This is a genomic window from Pseudomonas sp. 14P_5.3_Bac1 (assembly GCF_025466135.1).
In the GTDB taxonomy this organism is placed as follows: domain Bacteria; phylum Pseudomonadota; class Gammaproteobacteria; order Pseudomonadales; family Pseudomonadaceae; genus Aquipseudomonas.
On record NZ_JANLOF010000039.1, the window covers coordinates 51,039 to 72,597 of the forward strand.

Annotated in this window: 22 protein-coding genes and 1 tRNA gene; 7 read left to right on the plus strand and 16 right to left on the minus strand. The window is 59.3% G+C overall.

The window, feature by feature from the left end:
• The first annotated feature begins 7 nt into the window (after nucleotides 1-7).
• From NTD89_RS09700 to NTD89_RS09710, 3 genes are read left to right on the plus strand one after another with little or no spacing between them, the layout of a single operon-like run.
• Nucleotides 8-1,306 carry a hypothetical protein gene (locus NTD89_RS09700; RefSeq protein ID WP_262207318.1) on the plus strand — a complete coding sequence of 433 codons (1,299 nt, stop codon included), beginning with the start codon at nucleotides 8-10 and terminating at the stop codon, nucleotides 1,304-1,306.
• Nucleotides 1,307-1,309: 3 nt separating this feature from the next.
• On the plus strand, nucleotides 1,310-3,118 hold the full coding sequence (locus NTD89_RS09705) for a hypothetical protein (RefSeq protein WP_262207320.1): 1,809 nt from the start codon (nucleotides 1,310-1,312) through the stop codon (nucleotides 3,116-3,118).
• Nucleotides 3,119-3,130: 12 nt separating this feature from the next.
• Nucleotides 3,131-4,180 carry a hypothetical protein gene (locus NTD89_RS09710; RefSeq protein ID WP_262207321.1) on the plus strand — a complete coding sequence of 350 codons (1,050 nt, stop codon included), beginning with the start codon at nucleotides 3,131-3,133 and terminating at the stop codon, nucleotides 4,178-4,180.
• Between the two features lie 2 nt (nucleotides 4,181-4,182).
• Here NTD89_RS09710 and NTD89_RS09715 read toward each other — a convergent pair whose 3' ends face one another.
• Both NTD89_RS09715 and NTD89_RS09720 read right to left on the minus strand, forming a co-directional pair.
• Nucleotides 4,183-4,479 (minus strand): putative quinol monooxygenase, encoded by a 297-nt coding sequence (locus tag NTD89_RS09715; RefSeq protein ID WP_262207322.1) that lies wholly within the window; start codon nucleotides 4,477-4,479, stop codon nucleotides 4,183-4,185.
• Between the two features lie 973 nt (nucleotides 4,480-5,452).
• Nucleotides 5,453-5,650: a hypothetical protein gene (locus NTD89_RS09720; RefSeq protein ID WP_145164776.1), complete on the minus strand. Its 198-nt coding sequence runs from the start codon at nucleotides 5,648-5,650 to the stop codon at nucleotides 5,453-5,455.
• A 351-nt stretch (nucleotides 5,651-6,001) separates the two neighbouring features.
• Here NTD89_RS09720 and NTD89_RS09725 point away from each other — a divergent pair, with 351 nt between their 5' ends.
• Nucleotides 6,002-6,379, plus strand: coding sequence for a DUF1090 family protein (locus tag NTD89_RS09725; RefSeq protein WP_262207323.1), 378 nt, complete (start codon nucleotides 6,002-6,004; stop codon nucleotides 6,377-6,379).
• Nucleotides 6,380-6,769: 390 nt separating this feature from the next.
• Here NTD89_RS09725 and NTD89_RS09730 read toward each other — a convergent pair whose 3' ends face one another.
• Nucleotides 6,770-7,249, minus strand: a complete 480-nt coding sequence (locus NTD89_RS09730) for a hypothetical protein (protein ID WP_242198585.1) — start codon at nucleotides 7,247-7,249, stop codon at nucleotides 6,770-6,772.
• Nucleotides 7,250-7,934: 685 nt separating this feature from the next.
• On the opposite strand from NTD89_RS09730, the gene NTD89_RS09735 reads away from it, so the two are divergent.
• Nucleotides 7,935-8,495 (plus strand): fasciclin domain-containing protein, encoded by a 561-nt coding sequence (locus NTD89_RS09735; protein WP_262207325.1) that lies wholly within the window; start codon nucleotides 7,935-7,937, stop codon nucleotides 8,493-8,495.
• A 144-nt stretch (nucleotides 8,496-8,639) separates the two neighbouring features.
• On the opposite strand, the gene NTD89_RS09740 is transcribed toward NTD89_RS09735, so the two are convergent.
• From NTD89_RS09740 to NTD89_RS09750, 3 genes are all read right to left on the minus strand, one after another.
• Nucleotides 8,640-9,659 carry an alpha/beta fold hydrolase gene (locus NTD89_RS09740; RefSeq protein ID WP_262207326.1) on the minus strand — a complete coding sequence of 340 codons (1,020 nt, stop codon included), beginning with the start codon at nucleotides 9,657-9,659 and terminating at the stop codon, nucleotides 8,640-8,642.
• A 336-nt stretch (nucleotides 9,660-9,995) separates the two neighbouring features.
• Nucleotides 9,996-10,478, minus strand: a complete 483-nt coding sequence (locus NTD89_RS09745; RefSeq protein WP_242198590.1) for a DUF2846 domain-containing protein — start codon at nucleotides 10,476-10,478, stop codon at nucleotides 9,996-9,998.
• Between the two features lie 510 nt (nucleotides 10,479-10,988).
• Nucleotides 10,989-11,079, minus strand: a tRNA-Ser gene (locus NTD89_RS09750).
• 152 nt (nucleotides 11,080-11,231) lie between these two features.
• On the opposite strand from NTD89_RS09750, the gene NTD89_RS09755 reads away from it, so the two are divergent.
• Nucleotides 11,232-11,903, plus strand: a complete 672-nt coding sequence (locus tag NTD89_RS09755) for a Bax inhibitor-1/YccA family protein (protein WP_145164757.1) — start codon at nucleotides 11,232-11,234, stop codon at nucleotides 11,901-11,903.
• Between the two features lie 62 nt (nucleotides 11,904-11,965).
• Here the strand turns inward: NTD89_RS09755 and murB are convergent, their stop codons facing one another.
• The 8 genes from murB to NTD89_RS09795 all read right to left on the minus strand — a co-directional run bounded on the left by murB (nucleotide 11,966) and on the right by NTD89_RS09795 (nucleotide 18,822).
• Nucleotides 11,966-12,985 (minus strand): UDP-N-acetylmuramate dehydrogenase, encoded by a 1,020-nt coding sequence (murB, locus tag NTD89_RS09760; protein WP_262207329.1) that lies wholly within the window; start codon nucleotides 12,983-12,985, stop codon nucleotides 11,966-11,968.
• Nucleotides 12,982-13,446 carry a low molecular weight protein-tyrosine-phosphatase gene (locus NTD89_RS09765; RefSeq protein ID WP_106579828.1) on the minus strand — a complete coding sequence of 155 codons (465 nt, stop codon included), beginning with the start codon at nucleotides 13,444-13,446 and terminating at the stop codon, nucleotides 12,982-12,984. The genes murB and NTD89_RS09765 overlap by 4 nt, the downstream gene beginning before the upstream one ends.
• On the minus strand, nucleotides 13,446-14,210 hold the full coding sequence (gene kdsB / locus NTD89_RS09770) for a 3-deoxy-manno-octulosonate cytidylyltransferase (RefSeq protein WP_145164751.1): 765 nt from the start codon (nucleotides 14,208-14,210) through the stop codon (nucleotides 13,446-13,448). The genes NTD89_RS09765 and kdsB overlap by 1 nt, the downstream gene beginning before the upstream one ends.
• Nucleotides 14,207-14,392, minus strand: coding sequence for a Trm112 family protein (locus NTD89_RS09775; protein WP_003174668.1), 186 nt, complete (start codon nucleotides 14,390-14,392; stop codon nucleotides 14,207-14,209). Before NTD89_RS09775 ends, kdsB begins: the two co-directional genes overlap by 4 nt.
• Nucleotides 14,393-14,416: 24 nt before the next feature.
• Complete coding sequence (gene lpxK, locus NTD89_RS09780) at nucleotides 14,417-15,427, minus strand: tetraacyldisaccharide 4'-kinase (RefSeq protein ID WP_262207330.1); 1,011 nt, start codon at nucleotides 15,425-15,427, stop codon at nucleotides 14,417-14,419.
• Nucleotides 15,427-15,855 carry an ExbD/TolR family protein gene (locus NTD89_RS09785; protein WP_106579831.1) on the minus strand — a complete coding sequence of 143 codons (429 nt, stop codon included), beginning with the start codon at nucleotides 15,853-15,855 and terminating at the stop codon, nucleotides 15,427-15,429. Before NTD89_RS09785 ends, lpxK begins: the two co-directional genes overlap by 1 nt.
• Nucleotides 15,852-16,487: a MotA/TolQ/ExbB proton channel family protein gene (locus tag NTD89_RS09790; protein WP_106579832.1), complete on the minus strand. Its 636-nt coding sequence runs from the start codon at nucleotides 16,485-16,487 to the stop codon at nucleotides 15,852-15,854. The genes NTD89_RS09785 and NTD89_RS09790 overlap by 4 nt, the downstream gene beginning before the upstream one ends.
• A 109-nt stretch (nucleotides 16,488-16,596) precedes the next feature.
• Nucleotides 16,597-18,822, minus strand: a complete 2,226-nt coding sequence (locus tag NTD89_RS09795) for a DNA internalization-related competence protein ComEC/Rec2 (protein ID WP_262207332.1) — start codon at nucleotides 18,820-18,822, stop codon at nucleotides 16,597-16,599.
• A gap of 135 nt (nucleotides 18,823-18,957) precedes the next feature.
• Here NTD89_RS09795 and NTD89_RS09800 point away from each other — a divergent pair, with 135 nt between their 5' ends.
• On the plus strand, nucleotides 18,958-19,473 hold the full coding sequence (locus NTD89_RS09800) for a DUF2062 domain-containing protein (RefSeq protein ID WP_145164745.1): 516 nt from the start codon (nucleotides 18,958-18,960) through the stop codon (nucleotides 19,471-19,473).
• 5 nt (nucleotides 19,474-19,478) lie between these two features.
• Here the strand turns inward: NTD89_RS09800 and NTD89_RS09805 are convergent, their stop codons facing one another.
• Together NTD89_RS09805 and NTD89_RS09810 are read right to left on the minus strand one after the other, a co-directional pair.
• Nucleotides 19,479-20,837, minus strand: coding sequence for a sensor histidine kinase (locus NTD89_RS09805; protein WP_262207401.1), 1,359 nt, complete (start codon nucleotides 20,835-20,837; stop codon nucleotides 19,479-19,481).
• Nucleotides 20,824-21,549 carry a response regulator transcription factor gene (locus tag NTD89_RS09810; protein ID WP_262207334.1) on the minus strand — a complete coding sequence of 242 codons (726 nt, stop codon included), beginning with the start codon at nucleotides 21,547-21,549 and terminating at the stop codon, nucleotides 20,824-20,826. The genes NTD89_RS09805 and NTD89_RS09810 overlap by 14 nt, the downstream gene beginning before the upstream one ends.
• Nucleotides 21,550-21,559: the final 10 nt, after the last annotated feature.

A 21,559-nucleotide genomic window follows, 5' to 3' on the forward strand; every position in this document is an offset into this window, starting at 1 on the left:
GTGTGTTATGAACGCCAGCCTCTTGAGCCGACTGTTGCTATTGCTGATGCTGCTCAGCCCCGGCGCCTTTGCCAGGGACGACAGCGGCAAGCCCTCGGCATTGGCCACGCAACTCAATTGCCAGCCGCCCACGAGCGCGCCCGCAGCCACTGCCAGCCAGGACCAGTTCGATCAATACAGCTGGCAGCTTTTTGTTGCCTTGAACTGGCCGGCACAGGACGGGCAGCGCGGCGCGCCCAACTGCAGCAAACAACCCGGCGACCCCGGCTACACCGTGTGGCAGACCTACAAGACCGTCAGCGAAATTTTCCTGCCGGGGGCCGCCAACCCCGGGCCGTGGAATAGCCCGCTGACCGCCAGAAGCCTGGGCATCATCAACATCGCAGCGCTGAAAAACAGCTCACTGGTCAACTCCATCGACCAGGCGGTGGGCGGCTGGTTGATCGATCAGGCAGGCAACCCGACCTACTACGATATTTCGGCCAACCAGGCGTCCTACAACTACATCGTCGTCAATAACTTCTACAACGCGAATGTGGTGTCCAAGGCCAATACCATCAACTTCCCCAATGGCGTGATCGAGGTCAAATCCAGCTGGCGCGTGCTCACAGCCCGTGACAATGCCAGCCATTACCTCACACAGTTTGCCCGCGTGGCGCGGTTCAACAGCCAGGGGCAACGCATTGGGGTCGGCGAGGCGTACCTGGGCCTGGTGGGCTTGCACATCATCACCAAGGTCAACGGTTACCCGCAGTGGATCTGGTCCACTTTCGAGCAGGTCGAGAACGTGCCGCCCAAAGCCAAAGTCAACGGTCGTTGGGTCGATCAACCGGCGCCCGGCACGGCCTATTCCTACTTCAATGCGGCCGCGCCCACCTCCGCGCTGAACCAGTCACCCTGCAACTGGCAAACACAAGGCACCCAGCTGGTCTGCGTGCCCAAGCCCGGCACCACATTCCAGACGCCCAACCCGCTGAACCGCGTAACGCCCATTGCGGATGTGACGAGCTGGGTGAACAACAACTACCGCAACGATCCGGGCCTGCAACGCAGCGTGTTGAAGTACTACCAGTTGATCACCACCCAGCGCCCGCTGATGCCGAACAACCCAGGCAACCCACTGGGCCAGCCGACCCCGGCGCTGTCGGCCAACGTGACCATGGAAAGCTATATCCAGCCCACCAGCAGTTGCATGAACTGCCATTCGATGGCGACACCGGTGAAGAGCCCGTTCAAGTCCGACTTCTCCTACCTGTTCAAATTTGCCAACAGCCCCATCACCCCACACGCCACGGGCAAGGAATAGACCATGAGCATCCTCAACGGACCACGACTGAATTTCTGGGGCGGCATCCGCACGGACGTGAGCTTGCCGAACAACTCGCCGACCATTCCTTTCAATGGCAACAAGCAATGGCCGCTCTTCGACCTGACCACTTCGACCCTGGCACCCGGCGCGCAGTCTTACACCGATGACCAGTTGAACAGCATGATCAACGCGCCCGACGGTAACTACTACACCGCCGGCGGCTGGAACCACTACGGCCAGCACGTGGTGGACATGCAGAACGCCTTGATCAGTTCCCAAGGCAGCCCCGGCAATATCAGCACCACGGGTGACCAGGTCGGTCAGCCGGTGTACCTGCTCGGTTCGGTGGACCCGGTGAGCGGCCAGGCACCGGTGTCCGGGCCGATGATGGTGGATCTGGACCCCAGCGCCTCGACCACCACGCAGATTTTTGTCGGCGGCCTGCAAATCGGCAGCAACGACAATATCCAACTGCTGATTCGCTGCAATGCGGTGTGCAGCAGTTTCGACGTGACCGGGCGCGTGCTCGAGCCGGCAAAAATGGACGCTCCGGGGTCGTTCCATGCCAGCGGCACGTTCCAGCTGACGTTCCCGCTGAGCAGCATCGTCAGCTGGAACCCGAACAGCAGCGGCCTCAAGGCGATCATCCAGGCGCCGGGCGCGACGGGCATCGTCCTGCGTTTCGTGATGTTCGAGATGTGCCCGCAGATGACCACCGCGCAGCTCGATGCCGATTATGCTGCCGGTAAATACACGCCCAACCCGAGCATTGGCCGGGTCATCGGTACGCTGGCCCCGGCGTTTGCCAGCGAGCCGCTGAGCTGCCAGCCGGGGCGGCAATTGGTCAACGCAGCCACGAACAACGCCGCCTATGCGGCGCTGGGCAATAACGGGCTGTTGAGCCTGGACATGGTCAATGTGATTCCCAAGCAAACCTTCCGCGCGGTACGGGACGACATCACCAGCCCGATCGGGCCGAATGCGAATTATGGGCCGGTGACCATTTCGGCCGGTGCCGCGCCGCTGATCACCCTCAACCCGACTGCCAGCCCGCTGGTCAATTACTACGTGTATGGCGGCATCGTCGATGTGGCGCTGACCACCAGCCAGCAGCAGGCCGTCAGGACCACGCCGTTGGCGATCAACGCCCCTGGCCAGGTGGCCGGGACTCAGTTGCAGGCGACCGAGTCGACCTATCGGGTGTATGCGGATCAGCGCAACGTGTACCTGGAGGATTACCCCAACGGCCTGACGGTCACCTTGCAGGTTCGCTACCTGGGCGGGCCGGTGCCCGGCGCCACCAAAGTCAGCCTGGCAGCGAGTGCGCCGGGCGTCTACGAGCAGAAGCAATACACGGACTTTCTCAACTTTCCGACCTCGCTGACGGTGAATGCTGGCCAACAGACGGTGAGTTTTCCCGTTACGCTCAAAACCGGCAGCGCCGCCCAGGCGGGCTTCGTGGCCCTGACCTACACGGCCAATGGCGTGGACAACGGCGCCTTTTTCACCAACTTCCGAAAATACGCTCAGACCGACTTTGGCATCGCCAAGGGCAGCGTCATTACCTGGCAACAGGTGTACCCGAATGTGCTGCGCTTTCACTACCTGGCCTTCCCCGCCATGTCGCGCTACGTGCCGTTGAACCAGCCTGACGCGATCATGGGCGCGAAGAACGCGATCCTTGCGCGCACCTCGGACGCCTACAAAGGCACCACGCTGTTCATGCCGGTGGTGCGCTCGATGTCCCCCGCTCAGCGCGCACTGCTGCGGGCCTATCTCACCGGCAGCCCGTGGCAGCCACCGCAATAGGAAGCGAACGCTATGACACTTCATATTCCCGCACAGCCCATCGAAGCCCTGCGCCCGAGCAGCGTAATCGCCGAAGGCCTGCTCAACCCGCGTGGCGTGTGCCTGCAAGCCGATGGCAGCCTGTGGCTGGCCGAAGCCGGCTCAGGCGTGGCAGACCAGCCGTTCAGCAGTCGCATCAGTCGGCTGCAGCCCGACCCGCTGAGGCCTTGGGCCTATCTGCCCGGCGAAGTGCTCGCACAGGGTTTTCGCAGCATGAACCTGCAGGCGCGCATGCTGCGCGATGAAATCATGGGCCTGTCCGACATCGCCTGTGGTGACGGACGTTGCCTGGCCAGCCAAACCGATTACGTCGGCGGTTCCAGACTGCTCGACCTGCAATACAGCCCGCCCGAGCCGGTATTCCACAGCCGTGGCAACCTGAACGCGCTGTGCTACCACCCGACGCGACGCAGTTGGCTGGCGGTGAAACCGGATACCAATCAACTGGTGGAGTTCAGCCACGGCGAGCAAGAACGTGTGCTCGCGCAATTGCCCGTTCTGGATGAGGATCAGGAAGCTGTTCCTGTCACCCTGGTGTACGAGCCGCACACAGACGCCGTGTTGATCAGCCTGTTCTCTGGGGAATTGCACGGCGACCCCGCGCGCAAAGGCATCGACTTTGCCGACTACGCCGGGCAAGTGATTCGAGTTCACCCGGCCAGTGGGCAAATCGAAGTGGTGATTCGCGGCCTGCAACTGCCCACCGGGCTGGCGCTGTGCCCGCAAGGCAATCTGCTGGTGCTGGAGCTGTGCAGCCATCTGCAACAGCCCTTGCTGCCGGACTGGAACGGCGAGCCGCTGCACGGAGGCTTTACCCGCTTTACCGGGCGACTGTTGCGCTGTGACCTGCGCAACGCAACAGTGGAAGTGCTCGCGCGCGGGCTGGATACGCCGTCCAACCTGTGTGTGGTGCAGGACGCGGTAGTGGTGAGCGAAGGCATGGGCTTGACGGGCCGACCGCTGCCGACACCCGACGGCACTGTGGCGCCGCTCAGTGGCAGGCTGCGGCGGGTGCAGCTATGAGGCTAGAGCGCATCCTCTAACAGCAGAACGGTCGCGGGGCCGGCGCGAAAAGACGGATTGTGCCTGGCTGCTTCAACCATATGAGCGGCCTCATGGTGGGCGGCCAGGGCGTCCTTCGAAGCCCACTTTTCGATCAAGACAAAACTGTCAGGGTTGCCGCCCACGGGGTGCAAATCGTACTGCAGACAGCCCTGCTCAGCCCTGACCAATGGGGCCAGTTTGGCGAACGCTGCACGTTGCTCGGCGCCCTTGCCGGGCTGCGTATTGATAATGACGACAAGCCGCACTTCATCTGACATGCAAACACCACCGCAAAGTTTGGGTAAGGAAGCCGCACAGTACGTGAGCACGCCGCCAAGGTGCAAAAAAGCCTAACCGAGGAGCGCATTTCACACGGTTTTCACAGTCGGGCGCATAGGCTCAACTCAGCTCCTAAGTGAACACCTTTAAGCCCGCGCGCCCATCGTGGGCTTTTCTTTGTCTGCGATTCTCATTGGATACTCGCCTTATCGTCGTACCACAGCACTGGCTGCGCGGTTTTTTTGCTCCATTTCACCTGTTTACTGAACTGGATGAATGAGCGATGACGCTGAACCAATCGCCACCCGGCGCAAGAGGTTAAACACGCGCATAGATAATTTGAATTAGTCAGTTGCCCGCCCGGTCAAGAACTATGAACGCAGTAAATCTGACGAGGTAACAGCAATGACTATCCAAGCAGAGACACTCGTAGCATTAACCGAAGCGCTTCAGGAGCGCGGCCTGAATCTGGTTTCAGATGTGCACTTCACCCGCGCGCCGTATCGGCAAAATCACCGCTGGATTTGCACCGTCGCGTAACGCTGCATTTTGCCGGCGGTCAGGCTTAATGGCCGACCGCTGGCACCGCGTTGATCACCCTAGTTCGAGCGGCTTTCGTTACGATTTTGTTGTTTTTTAACGCCCTTCCCGGTTTTTCGCTCGTATTGGTGATGACAGAACCAGACGACCAGAAGCAGGCCTGCCAAGCCAAAAACGAACAGTAACAGCTCTAGTGCGGGACCTTCGTGTGAAAACATTTTTCGTTCCTCATCCTGAAGTCGTGCAAAACCGAAATCGGTCGCACCCGAAATTATTCGTAACAATTCAAACATTTTCAGGTTAATCGCCAAAACCACGCATGGCAACCCTGAGTCGGCTTAAAACCTTTGATCTAGACGGGTTGCATGGGTGATCACGTTTTGCAGGCAATAAAAAACCCGGCGCAGTGGCCGGGTCGCTGAAGTGAAATGATCAATTATCGGGGTGTTCACTCGCGACTGAATCAGCCGCGTCCACATCCGACATATCCTCTTCCAGCGGCGCGTCGTCGTCAGGCGGCAATGGGAGCGCGCCCTCATCTTGGCGCGGATCGTGGCCCGTTTCGTTGTCTGTGCCGCGCGTCACGGCTTGTTGGGAAAGGTTTCCTGGCGCCTTCTCGTTGATTTCCATGTTGACTCTCCGCTTTGGCGCACGGGAAATGCGCACTTAAGCTTGAGAGACGGCGCAGCATTCAGAGTGCAAAGCATTAGACGAATGGTGCCGATCAGCGCTCGGCATTCAGGCTTTCAGCTTTGGATGTTTACTACCGCACGCAGGTAGAGCCGCTGTAAACCTGGTGGGCCGCCAGCGATGGCGACGCACAACGTGAAACAACTCACATTTATGCAACGCCGATATTGAAGGTCAATAATTGACCAACCTATATTTCGTTCCACCCGAGCGCTCACCTCTATACGGATATTGTTCTGCGCCAGCTCGGGTCCCCACTTGAGCGCAGGCAATCAAACATTGAGGTTTGCCATGCGTCTTTCCAAACTCGCGCCAGCCGCCACCCTGCTCAGCCTGCTTACCCTGCCCACCCACGCTGCCGACCTGACCGCCCTGACAGGCGCCCTGTCGTCTGCCCTGGGCGGCGCCAGCAACAGCAACACCCTCAACACCACTAACGCCTCCTGCCAGCAACAGATCCGCGACCTGCAGGCAAACATAAACGCGGCCAATGCCAAGGGTGACACCTTGCGCGCGACGGCCTTCCAGGCAGCGCTGACGCAAACCAACAAAAGCTGCAGTAATTCCAACTACAACGCTCAGGCGCAGGTGGACACCCATCCTCAACGCCAGCAAAACGTGAACAAGGCCGCGGATGCGATCAATGCCATCGGTGGTTTGTTCAAGTAAGAAGAAATAATCGGAGGCTCCTGCGTCGAGCGTCTTTTATCCCAGAAATGCAGAAGCCCCCGCTTTAACGGGGCTTTTGTGTGAGTCAAGCAAGAGCCTTTCTCATGCACTTTGAAACCGCAGCAATACTATTTTTGCAAATGGTGAAGGCTGTGGGTCGGTGTAAGCGGGACGCTTCTGAAGTACCGTCCGAGGCGGGATCGTAGGATTGCTGCGCTTAAGTGAGCAATATTACGCGTACCAGTAGGGCATTTTTGTCGTGCTGAATTCAGCTTTTCAATCGGCTGAAGACTTTTAGATCAAGCGCTGCGAGCCTCAACGCTCATGCTCGCGACTTCATTTGAACGGCTTCATTTGAAGTGGCTTCGAGGCTGGCAGCGAATGTTGGGGTTATTCGATTACAAGCAAGACCTTGGATTGGCATAGCAGAGAGGAATTCTCTCCAGGGATCTCAATGGAGATGCTGTAGCCACCTGGTTCCAACGAAGACAAATCAGCATTGAAGGAGAAACCTGACTTCAAGAGCTTCTGATTGTTGAATGCCTTTGCCACGTCCGGGCGATCAATAACAGTATGATCCTTGAATGCGACAGGATCGCCCTTATAACCGTTCAGGCGAAGTTTGATTTCCTTCGAAGCACTTTGGTTAACGCTATCGAAAGCCCAGCCGTTGAATTGAACAACGCTGCGCGGAACGTAAATACTTGCACCGGTCTTTCCGGCGATGGTGTCAATGGCGCATTTATCAGATGGGTTATAAGTGGTTTTGGTAGCTGCCGCGTTTTCCTTGCTTCCTTCCTTTTCATTGCATCCAGTCATTGTCGCTGAAGTTATAGCGAGAAAGCTCAGTGCCGCAATCATCTTGTACATGTTTTTTCCTGAGGGGCGTCAATGTGTGTAGCGTTGATTTCTTCAATATATAAATGCTTGGCAGTGCAATCGGCGCAGCTCGAAAAATGCACGACTCATAAGCGGCACAGTCTTCGTCCTTGCTGCTAAAGACATCAACCTCAGCGGTGGGATTATGTAGCGGTTGGCAGCGCAGTACAAGAGTGCGGGAACGGCCTGACAGCAGTTCTCATGCCTTTTCATGGCGCAGTTGGATGGGCAGGTACTGGGTAAAAACGCATCTGTCGGGCACCACCTGCGTAGGGTGCGCAACGGGTCGACACGCTGCAGGCGCCCCTGACCCCCGCCGGATTCGACCGGATGAGCGCGCCAAACCCTATCGGCGAGCAGCGCTACAGAAAAGCCAACTACTGAATGTGTTTTACGCCCAGCCAAGGTCCTTATAGAAACCTTGTTCCGCTCAGAAAAGTCAGTTTTGTAATCTCAAAACACACGCTCCTGGCGAGGGTTGTACTACAGCGGAAAAGATTCGTTCGGCATTCAAACCTTGAAGTCTTCGGCCATTAGCTGCCACTTCAGGAAGAAACTTGAGCGAACACGCGAGACGCTCACAAAATTATTGTATGAACGGGTGCATCCACTTTGATCGCTGGCGCGTAGATTCAATACCCTCACTCGCAGGGCATACGAGCCAAGGAGATACACCATGCACGCCTTTTACAAAAAAATTGCTGCAGCAGCCTGCTTCGCTATTCTCTCCGTAACTGCAACCGCAAGCTTCGCCGCCGACTCTGTGATGGTCGGAGGCGCAGCGATGTACCCCAGTAAAACCATCGTGGAAAACGCGGTCAATTCAAAGGACCACACGACGCTGGTTGCAGCAGTCAAGGCTGCCGGGTTGGTTGATACGCTTAATAGCAAAGGACCATTCACCGTATTCGTGCCGACAAACGAAGCCTTTGCCAAGCTGCCCGCAGGCACCGTCGATACGCTGGTCAAGCCTGAACACAAAGCCGACCTGACTAAAATCCTGACCTACCATGTCGTACCCGGCACTCATACATCGGCACAACTTAAGGCCGACGCCAAAAAGAACGGCGGCACCGTTATGCTGAAAACAGTTCAAGGTGAGTCGCTGAATATCAAGCTGCACGACGGCAAGCTTTGGGTGGTAGATGCCAAAGGCGGTAAGGCAAGTATCAGCATCGCAGACGTGATGCAGTCCAACGGCGTGATCCACGTTGTCGACTCGGTCTTGATGCCTTAAACGCTCTTCAAGCCCGGCAGACGCGCAGTTTGCCGGGTAGTGAGGCCTGTCAATAACCGGCTGGTGATCATGGCCGTGTTCATGAGCCATGCCGAAACGTTCACAAGCCTTAGCCGGCGCACCTCAACGTCAATGTCTCGATACTCATCGTAAGTTTCTGCGCTGAAGCCAGGTACTGATTGCTTCAACGAGTTCGGCCTTGCACTCCACCGGCAACCAATGCCCGCCAGATAAGCTCGTCACAGTGAGGTCTGCGCAGGCCGCACGCATTGGCTCGCCCAGCTGATTACCCTTGATGGTATTCATCGGGTCGTAGTCGCCGTTCACAAACAGTACGGGCAGGGACAGGCGGCCGCCATTGGGCGCTCGATGGGCATAAGCGATGTTGGCGTCGTCGTTCAAATACCACGCGCAGGGCGCGCGGAAACCATGCTCCTCAAAACTGCGCACCAGTGCCGCGAAGTCCGCCTGCGGCCAGAGCGCGGGGTCGGGCTGGGTGGGCGGGGCTCGGTGCGCTGCGCCAAACCGCCCTCCTTTGCTGGTGACTTGGGCGTTTGATGCGACTTTAGTGATGCTCGCAGGGTCGCCTCGTCGATAAATCGAAGCCAGTGATGCGGCTTTATCTGCATCAAGGTCTGCGACGGCGGACTCGAAGTGCGTGTTGTAATAGCGGTAATAGTCCCATTGACCGTCTGGATACTCGTCTGCCGGATAGATTGTCCGGTCAACCAGCGGGACGAGCGTCGGCAGCGCGTTGGTGGTGGGGAAGTACGGGACCGAAATCAGCACAACGCCGCGGCTGCGCTGGGGCTCATGAGCAACCAATTCACCCGCCACAACGCTGCCCCAATCGTGGCCCACCCAAATGGCGGGCATTCCACCGAGATGGTCATGAAGCTCTGCCATGTCCGCCACGATGTTTTCAATGGAGTACGCGCGGGTGTCCGCCGGCACAGAAGAGCCGCCATAGCCGCGCATGTCGGGTGCAACGCAGTGCCAGCCCTGGGCAGCGAACGCTTCCATCTGCGCGCGCCAGATCAGACCGAGCTCCGGCCAGCCGTGCAGGAACATCATCAATGGCCCCTCGGCAGGCCCCGACGCCACATAGTGCGTCGTATGACGGGGCGTACTGAAGATGTGCGAAGTCAGCTCGGAAGTGGACACAGGATCTCCTGATGCTTACCGGCGGATACAAGCGGAACGGCGGCGCCATGCTGCGTCGCCTGTCCCCAGAATAACGCCTTTATGTCATCACGGCGCGGTGTTGCACCGTAGGCCGCCTAAAGCCCTTGGCATGGCTGCCCACGGATTTTAGGTGGACGCCATTGCCGTTATATCGCAATCCAGGCAGTGACCTCGCCAGACACTCACAAACTTTTCACAGTCAAGCGCCTATGGTTAACCCAAGCTCCTGGTGAACATCCCTTTAAGCCCGCTGATCCCCATCGCGGGCTTTTCTTTGCGCACAATTTGGCTGTTGGTATTGCGGCCCGATTGGAACTAGATCGCCTCAACCTTTCTACATTGAGAAATCTCGGGCAATGCCTGGTCGGCAGAGATTTTATTAAGCTGCCAATGCAGCTTGACAGCGTTTGATTGGTTTACACGCACTCTGGCGCTGCTGGACGTGAGGCTGATGTACGAGGCATCTGAGCTTTTAACGTCGATGACAACGGCGGTGGTGCCGCCCTCAAGATCAGAATTCCCCAGAATTCCAGCTTTCCATTTCTGAGTGACCCTGTGCTCACCTGGTGTAACAGGTACGGCTATGTAACCACCGTTCTCCAGAGACGCTACTTGCTTGCCATCCAAAGAAATCATGGCAGACATTAAGCCCATGTCGTAGTTACTGGGCCTGTAGACATAGATGACACCCTGTTGTGAATCCACGTTTTTAAGAGGTGTAAATGTTGGCCCTGTGATCGTGCAAGCGCTAAGGAGCGCCAACCAGACAAGTGCTGAAATCTTCCATACTCGAGTCATAACTGCTCCATTCTGATCCAGCGCTTGATGATCAACACTGCAAGACTACCAATCAAACTTTTTGTGCTGATCTTGCACGTCCCCCACTCTCCCCCCAAATGTTGGCGGTAAGCCACGAATGGTAAGCGAGGGCTTTAGTTCCTGCCTAGAATCGCCATGCATTCGAAGATCAGTGACAGCCCGCTACGTCGTGATCGCCGCGCGTCGAACAGCCGAATGAGTGCGCTGATGCCGATGCGGCGGATGGGCCCAGCATTTGACTGCCGGGCCTGAAAGGTAAATTAAAGCAGTGCGACGCCAGCCACCTGCTCGGGCACACGGACTAGCGAATAACAGAGATGGTTTATCAGCGCGTCGGGCAGATCGTTAAGCCGACCCGCTGACCGCAATTTGCAATGAGTTGCGGAAACCGCCTGAAATGATGCGAAAACGATCAGTAGCTAGGCTGCTTGATTTCTCAAACCCCGGAAACGCAAAAGCCCCGCTTTCGCGAGGCTTTTGTGTAAATCTTGGCGGGAAACCAGGGATTCGAACCCTGGGAACGCTATTAACGTTCGCCGGTTTTCAAGACCGGTGCATTCAACCACTCTGCCAATTTCCCTTTCGCATCACAGGATTATAGTAGCCCATCCCGTGTCAGCGGGCGCCATAATACCCGAATGAAACACACTGTCAAACTCTCGGCATCGCTTGTTACAGAGCGTCTGTTATGATCTTTGCGACTGAACGTTTCAAAACTGAAGGAGTGTCGCCATGCGCGAACAGAATTACGCAGTGAATGGTAACGCGCAGGCTGAGCAGCTTGAAGTCAGCCGCGTGTTGCGCAATACGTACGGCTTGCTCGCCCTTACCCTCGCATTCAGCGGCGTAATGGCGTATGTAGCGCAGCAAATGCGCGTTGGCTACCCGAACATCTTTGTCGTGTTGATCGGTTTCTACGGTCTGTTTTTCCTGACCAACAAGCTGCGTGACTCGGCCTGGGGTCTGGTGTCGGCGTTTGCCTTGACGGGTTTCATGGGCTTTATCCTCGGCCCGATCCTTAACCGTTACCTCGGCATGGCCGGCGGCGCGCAAGTGGTCAGCTCGGCGTTTGCCATGACGGCCCTGGTCTTTGGTGGTCTGTCGGCCTACGTGCTGATCAGCCGCAAGGACATGAGCTTCCTGGGCGGCTTCATCACCGCTGGCTTCTTCGTGTTGCTGGCAGCAGTGGTCGCAGGCATGTTCTTCCAGATCAGCGGCTTGCAGTTGGCGATCAGCGCAGGGTTTGTGCTGTTCTCCTCTGTATGCATCCTGTTCCAGACCAGCGCCATCATCCACGGCGGTGAGCGCAACTACATCATGGCGACCATCAGCCTGTATGTATCGATCTACAACCTGTTCATCAGCCTGTTGCAGATCTTCGGCATCATGGGCCGTGATGACTGATTGCTAGCGCCATAAAAAATGCCCCGCATCGAAAGATGCGGGGCATTTTTGTTTCTAACGGTTCAGTACCGATTAGGTTCCATTTCCAGCTCAACCTTGAAGCGTCCAGCAATGTCCTGCTGGATACGCAGCGCCAGGTCGGCAATATCGTGCCCTGTCGCCCCACCATAGTTGACCAGCACCAGTGCCTGCATCTTATGTACGCCCGCATCGCCATCACGAAAGCCCTTCCAGCCGGCCTTATCGATCAGCCAGCCGGCCGCGAGTTTCATCTGCCCGTCAGCTTGCGGGTAAGCCACCAGGTCCGGGTACAGCGCCTGTAGCTCTGCGGCCAGCGCTTGGGACACCAGCGGGTTCTTGAAAAAGCTCCCGGCATTACCCAGCTCGGCCGGGTCCGGCAGTTTTTCCCGGCGAATGCTGCAGATTGCGCGGCTGACGTCGCTGGGCGTCGCCTCGGTGATCCCCTGCCCGGCCAGGCGCTGCTGCACCGGGCCATAGTCGAGCTTCAGGTGACTGGTGCGACTCAAGGCAAAACGCACGCGCAGAATCAACCAGCGCCCGGTTTCGTGTTTGAACAGGCTGTCGCGGTAAGCGAAGTTGCACTCTTGCAGGCTGAAATCGCGCAGCTCGCCCGTTTGGCGATCCAGAGCGGTCAGGCCGGCAAACACATCCTTGATCTCTACACCATAGGCACCAATGTTCTGCATCGGCGCGGCACCGACGGTGCCGGGGATCAGGCTGAGATTTTCCAGACCACAGAAACCGTGCTCCAGGGTCCACAGTACAAACGGGTGCCACGCTTCGCCCGCCTCAGCTTCGACCACCACCTGCTGCCCATCATCCTGCAACACGCGAATGCCTTGGGTCGCCATGCGCAACACCAATGCTTGAATGTCCTGGGTCAGCAATAAGTTGCTGCCGCCACCGATCACCAGCAGCGGCACTGCGTGCGCAGCCGCGTAAGCCAGGGCTTCGCGGACATCGGCATCACTATGGGCCTCGGCAAACAATTGGGCGCGTACGTCGATGCCAAAGCTGTTGAATGGCTTGAGCGATACCTGCGCAAGCACCTGCAAGGTCATAACCGCCCCTTCAATTCGATTACCAATAAATCACAGGCGCGCTCGATCAGGTCAAGAACCCGTTCAAAGCCTTGTTCACCTTCGTAGTAAGGGTCTGGCACCTCGTCTACTTCAGACTCAAAACGGCGCAGGAACAAGTCCAGCTCCGCTTTACCCTGCCCGGGGTGCAGCGCCTTAAGGTTGCGCAGGTTGCTGTGGTCCATAGCCAGGATCAGGTCATAACGTGCAAAGTCGGCACGCGAGACCTGTTGGGCACGCTGAGCCGACAGATCATACCCGCGCACCAACGCCGCACGCTGGCTACGCTGGTCCGGCGGGTTGCCGACATGCCATTCACCGGTGCCCGCAGACGCCACTTCGACCTGGCCTGCCAAGCCCGCTTCGCGCAGTTTATGGCGCAATACGCCCTCGGCGGTCGGCGAACGGCAGATGTTGCCCAGGCAGACAAACAGAACCTCCATCAGGCCCCCAGCAGGCGACGGACGCGCTCAAGGTCTTCGTGGGTATCGACGCCGGCCGGCGGTGCTTCCAGCGCGTCGCCCACATGGATACGCACGCCGTGCCACAAGGCACGCAGTTGCTCCAGAGACTCGGTGTTTTCCAACCAGCACGGGCCCCAGCTGACAAAGTCATGCAGGAAACCGGCGCGATAGGCATAGATACCGATGTGGCGGCGGTACGGCACGCCCTCCGGCAAGACGTCGCGGCTCCTGGCAAACGCGTCGCGCGCCCAAGGCAGGGTCGAGCGGCTGAATGTCAGCGCCAGCCCATTGATGTCGCTGACCACCTTGACCACGTTCGGGTTGAACAGGGTGTCGATGTCTTCGATAGGCTCGGCCAGGGTCGCCATGCGTGCTTCGCCATGGGCAGCCAGGTTGGCGGCGACCTGATCGATCACGCTCGGCGGGATCAATGGCTCGTCGCCCTGCACGTTGACCACAATTGCATCCGCCGCCAAGCCCAGCTGCGTGGCGACTTCGGCCAGGCGGTCGGTGCCGGAATTGTGGTCTTCGCGGGTCAACACTGCTTCGGCGCCAAAACCTTTGCAGGCCTCGATGATGCGTGGGTCATCGGTGGCCACCACGACCCGTTCGGCGCTGCTTTTGCAGGCCTGCTCCCACACCAGCTGGATCATCGGCTTGTTGCCGATCAATTGCAGCGGCTTACCCGGCAAGCGGGTCGATGCATAGCGCGAAGGAATGACAACGGTAAAGGCGGTGGTCATTTATCCAGACGCTCATCGGTGGTCAGGGTACGGGCTTCGCTCTCCAGCATCACCGGGATGCCATCGCGGATCGGGTACGCCAGGCCGGCGCCTTTGCTGATCAGCTCGGTTTTGTCGGCGCTGAGCTTGAGCGGGCCTTTGCAGATCGGGCAAGCGAGGATGTCGAGCAGTTTGGTGTCCATGAGCGTTTCCTGGGTAAAAGCGATTTAAGGCAAGAGTCGGGCGGGCAGCAAGCGCATCAGTTGCGTGTCGAACCAGGCGACAAACGCCGGTGACGGCAGCGCATCCACTGCAAGGTACCACCAGTCGGGACGGGCAAAGGCGCGGCACTTCACCGCGTCCTTTTCGGTCATGACCAACGGCAATGTCGGCGTAAAATTCAAGACGTCGGCGCTGTAGGGCGCGTGGTCGGCAAACGCATGCGGTATCGGCCGCCAGTGTAGCGTTTCAAGGGTAGTGAAGAAACGCTGCGGGTTGCCAATACCCGCGACCGCATGGACCTGCTGGCCCACCGGAAAATAATCGGCGGGCTGGCGCTCACCGGTTTTCAAATTGATCAGTGCCGTGGGTTGGAGACGGAAGGCGAAGCCATCCTCGCGATCGGACGCGGCACCGTTATAGAGCAGCGCATCGACGCTCTGCAGACGCTCGACCGGCTCGCGCAAAGGTCCGGCCGGCAAGCAACGGCGGTTGCCGAGGCCACGGGCGGCATCGATCAACACCAGTTCAAGGTCACGGGCCAGGCGGTAATGCTGCAGGCCGTCGTCGGAAAGAATCAGGTCAAGCGGCTCGCTGGCCAGCAGCGCTTTCACCGCGCGACTGCGGTCTGGGTCAATCATCAGCGGGACGCCGCTGCGCTGCACGATCAGCAACGGCTCGTCACCGGCCACTTCAGGGCTGTGGCTGGCCTCGACCCGCCACGGCAACTGCGGCGGTTTGGCACCGTAACCGCGACTGACCACCCCTACCCGCAAACCACTGCGCCGGCAGTGATCGATAAGCCACAGAATCAGCGGCGTTTTGCCCGTTCCGCCCACAGTGATATTACCGACCACCACCACCGGTACCGGCGATTGGTAGATCGCGCCCTCGCCCGCGAGAAAACGCGCACGTTTGCGCTGCACCACACGCCGATACAAAGACTCCAGCGGCCGCAGCAGCGTGAGTGCCGGGTGGCCTTCGTACCAGGCCTTGAGCAAACGATCGGACATGGCCATCAGGGTTGGGCCGCCGCCTCTACAGTGGTCATGCGCAGATGGGTGAAGCCGAGCTTGCCGGCGGCATCCATCGCGGTGATCACGGCTTGATGCTGGGTTTTGCCGTCTGCACTGATCGAAAGCGGCATGTTGGTATCGCCGCCGGATTCTTTCTGCAAGGCGTCCATCAGGCTGGTGAGGTCATTTTTCTCAAGCAATTGGTTATTCACCGAAAACACCCCGTCGGCGCTGATGGCAATATCCAGTTGCTTGGCGTCCTGGTCCTCGGCCGGCGAGCCGCTCACCGCTTCCGGCAAGTCGACACGCAGCTGGGTTTGCCGGGTGAACGTGGTGGTGACGACGAAGAACAGCAGCAGGATGAACACCACGTCAATCAGCGACGCGAGGTTGATATCAACGTTTTCCCGTTGCTTGCGGCGAAATTTCACACCCGGCCCTCGACGAAATCGACATCACGATCGCCCTGCACCACTTCCACCAGTTTGATGGCTTCCTGCTCCATGCCTACCACGAGTTCATCGATACGGCGTTGCAGGAAACGGTGGAAAAACACCGAGGGAATACCGACCATCAGGCCCGCAGCCGTGGTAATCAGGGCCTTGGAGATACCGCCTGCCAATACTGCGGCATTAGTGGTCATGCCTGAGCCCATGAATGAGCTGAAAATATCAATCATGCCCAACACCGTACCCAACAGGCCCAGCAATGGCGCCATGGCCGCGATGGTGCCCAGCGCATTGATATAGCGCTCCATCTCATGGATGACCCGGGCGGCGGCTTCCTCAATGCACTCTTTCATGATCTCGCGACCATGTTTGGAGTTGGCAAGGCCGGCAGCCAGGATTTCACCCAGGGGGGAGTTGGCGCGCAATTCCTTGAGTTTGTCTTTATCCAGTTGTTTGTTTTTGATCCAGCCCCACACCTGCCCCAGCAAATGCTCGGGCGTGATGCGGCTGGCACGCAGGGTCCACAGGCGTTCGGCGACGATGCCGAGTGCGGCGATGGAGCTCAAGATGATCGGCAACATCATCCAGCCGCCGGATTTGACCAATTCCCACACAGTGAATGTCCCCTCGAAAAAGTGCGCCACTTTACCATATAGGTTCGTCAGCGGGGCTCGTCAGCCACCGGCCCGCCCGTCGCGGGCCTGGGTCTTGGGCGAGGTTGATTTACGGTAACGCCTCACGCCAGAAGCGGCGTTGACTGCGAGCAACTTCAGGTGGTTCAAAGGCGCCCAATTGCACACGCACGGCGCCTTGCTCGGCGCTGTCGTACACGAGGCTGCCCAACGCCTGATAACGCGCCAGCACCTGCGGGTGCGGATGACCGAACGCGTTGCCACGCCCCCGTGAGATCAGGACCGATTTGGGCGCCAGCTGTTCCAGCAAGGGCCAGGATGAAGAACTGCGACTGCCATGATGCGGCGCCTGCAGCCAATCGGTCCGTACCGCCAGGGAGGACGCGAGGAAAGCCCGTTCGGCAGCGCGGTCGATATCGCCGGTCAACAGCAGGCGTTCGCCGTTGGCCTTTACACCCAACACACAGGATTTCGGGTTGCTGCTAGTGGCGCCAGGCCACTGCCACAGTTCAAACGCTACACCGTCCCACTCCCACTGCTCGCCACTGACGCAGGGTTGAGTATCGAGCAATGCCGGCAAGCCTTGGGTTTCTCCTCCGATCACCCGCTGGACTGCAAGCCCCTTGGCAACGGCTGGCGCACCGCCCGCGTGATCCGCGTGAGCATGGCTGATCACCAGCAGGTCCAGGGTGTCGACCCCGAGTTTTTTCAACGCGGGCAGCACCACGCGCGCGCCAAGATCAAACTCGCCGGAACGCGGCCCCGCATCGTAAAGCAAGGTGTGATGACGCGTGCGCAGGATCAGCGCCTGCCCCTGGCCGACATCCAGTTGCACCACTTCAACCTGCCCAAAAGGCACGGCCTGCCTGGGTGGAAAGACCGCCAGCAACAGCATTGGCCAGCCCAGCAGCCGAAACGGCACGCCTTGGGGCAGCAGCAACAACACCGCGCCCACCAGGCTTACACACCAATACACCAGGGGCACCTCGGCCGGTATCCAGGCTGGCTGCTGGCTCGCCAGCAGCGTCAGCCCCCTGAAAAGCCCATCAAGTGCGCCGCCGGCCAACCACAGCAAGCTTTCACCCACAAACGGAATCGCCAGCAGCGCAGTCCCCAGCAGGGCCAATGGCAATACCACCAGGCTGATCCATGGCACGGCAAACAGATTGGCCACTGGCGCACTCAGGCTTACAGGCAACCCAAGCACCAGCAGGAGCGGAAACAAACCGATGGCAATCAACCACTGTGGACGCGTCCATGCGTGCCACAGACTCCATGGACCCAGGCGCCCGCTGAACGCCAGTACCAGCACCGCGACGGCCGCGAACGACAACCAGAACCCCGGCTGCAAACTCGCCAACGGCTCCAGCACCAGCACGGCGTCGAGCGCCAACAACAGTGGCCACCAGATCCCCAAATGCCGGAAACGCAGACGCCACAGCAATACCAGGCCGACCATCACACAGGCCCGTTGTACCGGCACACCAAACCCAGCCAACAGGCCGTAACCCAGCGCGGCGGCAAAGGCCAGGCCACACGCCCATGGCAGCCACGGCAAGGCTCGCGGCCAACAGCCGTGGCGCGCAAGCCCGGCCACCAGGCCGTAGATCAACCCCGCCAGCAAGCCGATGTGCTGGCCGGAGATCACCAGCAGGTGCACGGTTCCGGTGTCCTGCAATACCTGCCAGTCCCCGGCAGCCAGCCCGGAGCCATCGCCCAATACCAGCGCCGCCAAACCCGCCTCGCGCCCTTGGGCGTCCACCGCCGCCAAGCGTTGGCGGACAGCATCGCGCCAGGCATTGCGGGCTGGCGCCAGCCGCTGGCCGTCCTTGACCGATCCCGTGGCGCCGATGCGCTGGGCTAGCAGCCAGGCTTCGTGGTCAAAACCGTGAAAGTTGAGCAGCCCCGCGGGCCGTTTCAAGGTGATCGCCAGGCGCCAACGCTCACCGCTGTTTACTGGCGGGCCACCGTGCCAGGACACCCGAATGCGCTTGGGTAAGCGGGCTGTGCGTGACCGGCTGTCGGTCAGTTCAAACCGTACGCCAGTGCTTGTCTGCTGCGGCAGCCCGGTCACGCGGCCTTCTACCCAACGCGTCTGACCATCCAGCGCCGGCTTCAGACGGTCGTCCAAGGCCCACTGCGCGCTCAGACACGCCCAGCCCAATCCGAACAGGAAAAAGGCCACCGGATAGGTGCGAAAAGGCAACAACATCAACGCAATCACCCACATGGCCAGTAGCCATCCGGTAGGCGGCAGTGCGGGTAAAAGTCGCAACGAAAGCAGGCCAAGTCCGAGCGCAAACATGCCGATTTTCATGAATCATCCCTTGCAAGTGATCCACTCAGTCTTAGTCGCTCGCCCAGCGCTGCCGATGATGTTTTGTCACAAAGTCTGAATTTTCTGTTTATAGAATGCGGGCATACTTGCCCCTCGAACTGACCTGGACCCCTTATGCCCCGGCGCTTATTCAAACGGTACATGCCCGATCCCACGAGTATCAGGGAACACAAGTCTTTACGATTTCTCGGCACGTTGCTGCATGATCCCAACCTCTGGCACCTGAACCGGCACTCCGTTGCGCGTGCCATGGCGGTGGGCCTGTTCGCGGCATTCATCCCGATTCCGCTGCAGATGTTGCTGGCCGCGATCCTGGCGATTGTGGTGCGCGGCAATATGCCTATCGCCGTCAGCCTGGTGTGGCTGACCAACCCGATCACCATGCCGGTGGTGTTTATCTGCACTTACCTGACCGGTGCCTGGCTGATGAACGTGCCGCCGCGCAGCCTGCCGGACAACCTCACCTGGGAGTGGATCAGCGGCCAGTTGAGCACGCTGTGGCAGCCATTTCTGTTGGGATCGGTGGTTGTGGGGCTGGTGTTGGGGGCGCTGGCCTACTGCCTGACCATGGGCTATTGGCGTTGGTGGGTCGCGCATCAGTGGAAGAAGCGCAAACAGCGTCGCGCGTGAAAAAGCTAACGCGCCAGCAGACGCAAATGCACACGCAGGCCTTGCCCGGTATTTTCCGCCCACAAACGCCCGCCCTGACGCTGCACGGCATTACGGGCGATGCTCAGGCCAAGGCCGAAACCGCCATCACCGGGCCGTGAACCTTCCAAGCGTGTGAACGGCGCAAAAATACGCTCCAAGTCACGTTCATCAATGCCGGCGCCCTGATCCTGGAGCCAGATATGCCAGTAATCAGCGTCTCGACAGCCATCAAGCTGCACCCGCCCATGCGGGGGAGAATGCCGAATGGCGTTACGCAGGATGTTTTCCAAGGCCTGAGCCAGCGCGTTCAGGTTGCCCTGTACCCAGCAGTCCGCGGGCAACCGGCAGGGTAAACGCGACGCCGGCCAATCACTTTCAAAGCAGGCGTTTTCCCTCAGCATGTCCCACAGGGCCGGAAGTTGAATATCTTCATTGGGCAACGGCGTGCGTTCGCTGTCCAACCAGGCCAGCTGCAGGCTGTCCTCCACCAGGCGCTGCATGGCATCGATTTCCCGGCCCAGGCGCTCACGCAACTGCGTCAAATCCTGTTCACTGTCGCAGGCCACGCGCAAACGGCTCAACGGTGTGCGCAGCTCGTGGGACATGTCCCGCAGCAGTTGTTGCTGCAACACCACCGTGCCCTGCAAGCGCTCGGACATATGGTCAAAGGCCCGGCCCAGTTCGCCCAGCTCGTCCTGACGGCTGGTGGCCTCAGGCGACATGCGCGTATTCAATTGATCGGCGCGCCAGGCATTGGCCTGCTCACGCAATTGATTGAGGGGCATGATCAAAAGCCGATAAAGCCCAATACACAGCAACAGCGTAAACAGGCCGGGGATCACGCCATTGGTCACCACGCGCCAAAACAGCTGGTAGCGCCCCGGCATGAAACGTTGGGGCAGCTCAATCACCAGCGAACCCGCGCCTGGGTCGACCGGAAACGGAATTTTCATCCACGGCAGGCCTTTGACATGCCGGCTGACCGGCCACTCCAGCCCGCGCAGAAAGGTCAGGCGCTGGCTTTCTTTGTCACTCAGTGGCGTGCTGCTCAGAGACTGCAAGTCGTTGCCGATCACACCGATCCACGTGGCCTCACGCCTGGCCATAAGCGCTAACCAGGCATCCACACCTACCCTGCCCTGGGTACTCCAGGCCAGTTCGGCGCCCGCGGCATAACCCCGCAGAATCTCGCGCCACTCCTCGGCCACGTAGGCATTCTGCTCTTCCATGTAGCGGCCCCAGGACCAACTGAGCCAAATCATCAGCAAACAGAACGCGATCAGCAGGCAGGCCAGTTTCCAGAATAACGAATGCTTGCCCGGCAACCGCTCAACGCCCTTCATCATGGCCGCTCAGTACGTAACCCTTGCCCCATACCGTGCGCACTTCACACTCGCTGTAGCCGATGGCCTTGAGCTTTCGGCGAATCTGGCTGACATGCATGTCCAGACTGCGATCGTGGGGCGCATAACCGCGCTGCAACACATGCTGATAGAGGAAGGCCTTGCTGAGCACTTCGTCAGCATTGCGGTGCAGGGTTTCCAGCAGACGGTATTCGCTGCGGGTCAGCCCGGCCCAGTGTGCCTGATAGAAGACGTCGCACAGCTCGTCGTCAAAGCGCAGCGTGCGACTGTCGTCGCGCACCGCCAGAGGCGTGGGCAGCGGGCGCCGGTCCAGGGCCACGCGGCGCAAGATGGCTTCAATGCGCACCCGCAGCTCGATCATGCTGAATGGCTTGGGCAGATAGTCATCCGCACCGAGGCGAAAGCCACTGATTCGGTCGGCTTCTGCGCCCAGCGCCGACATCAGGATCACCGGGATCGCATGGCTCTGGCGCAGGTGGGTGAGGATCGACAACCCGTCCATCCCGGGCAACAGGATATCCATCAACACCACGTCGAACGCCTGGTCGCGGGCCATTTGCAGACCTTGCTGGCCATTCTGGCACCACGTCACCTGGAAGCCACAGCGGCCCAGATGCTCATGCACATAAGCACCCAGCACAGGGTCATCTTCAATTGTCAGGATACTGGGTGAGCCAGCTGCGGGAGTCATTAGCGTCTGC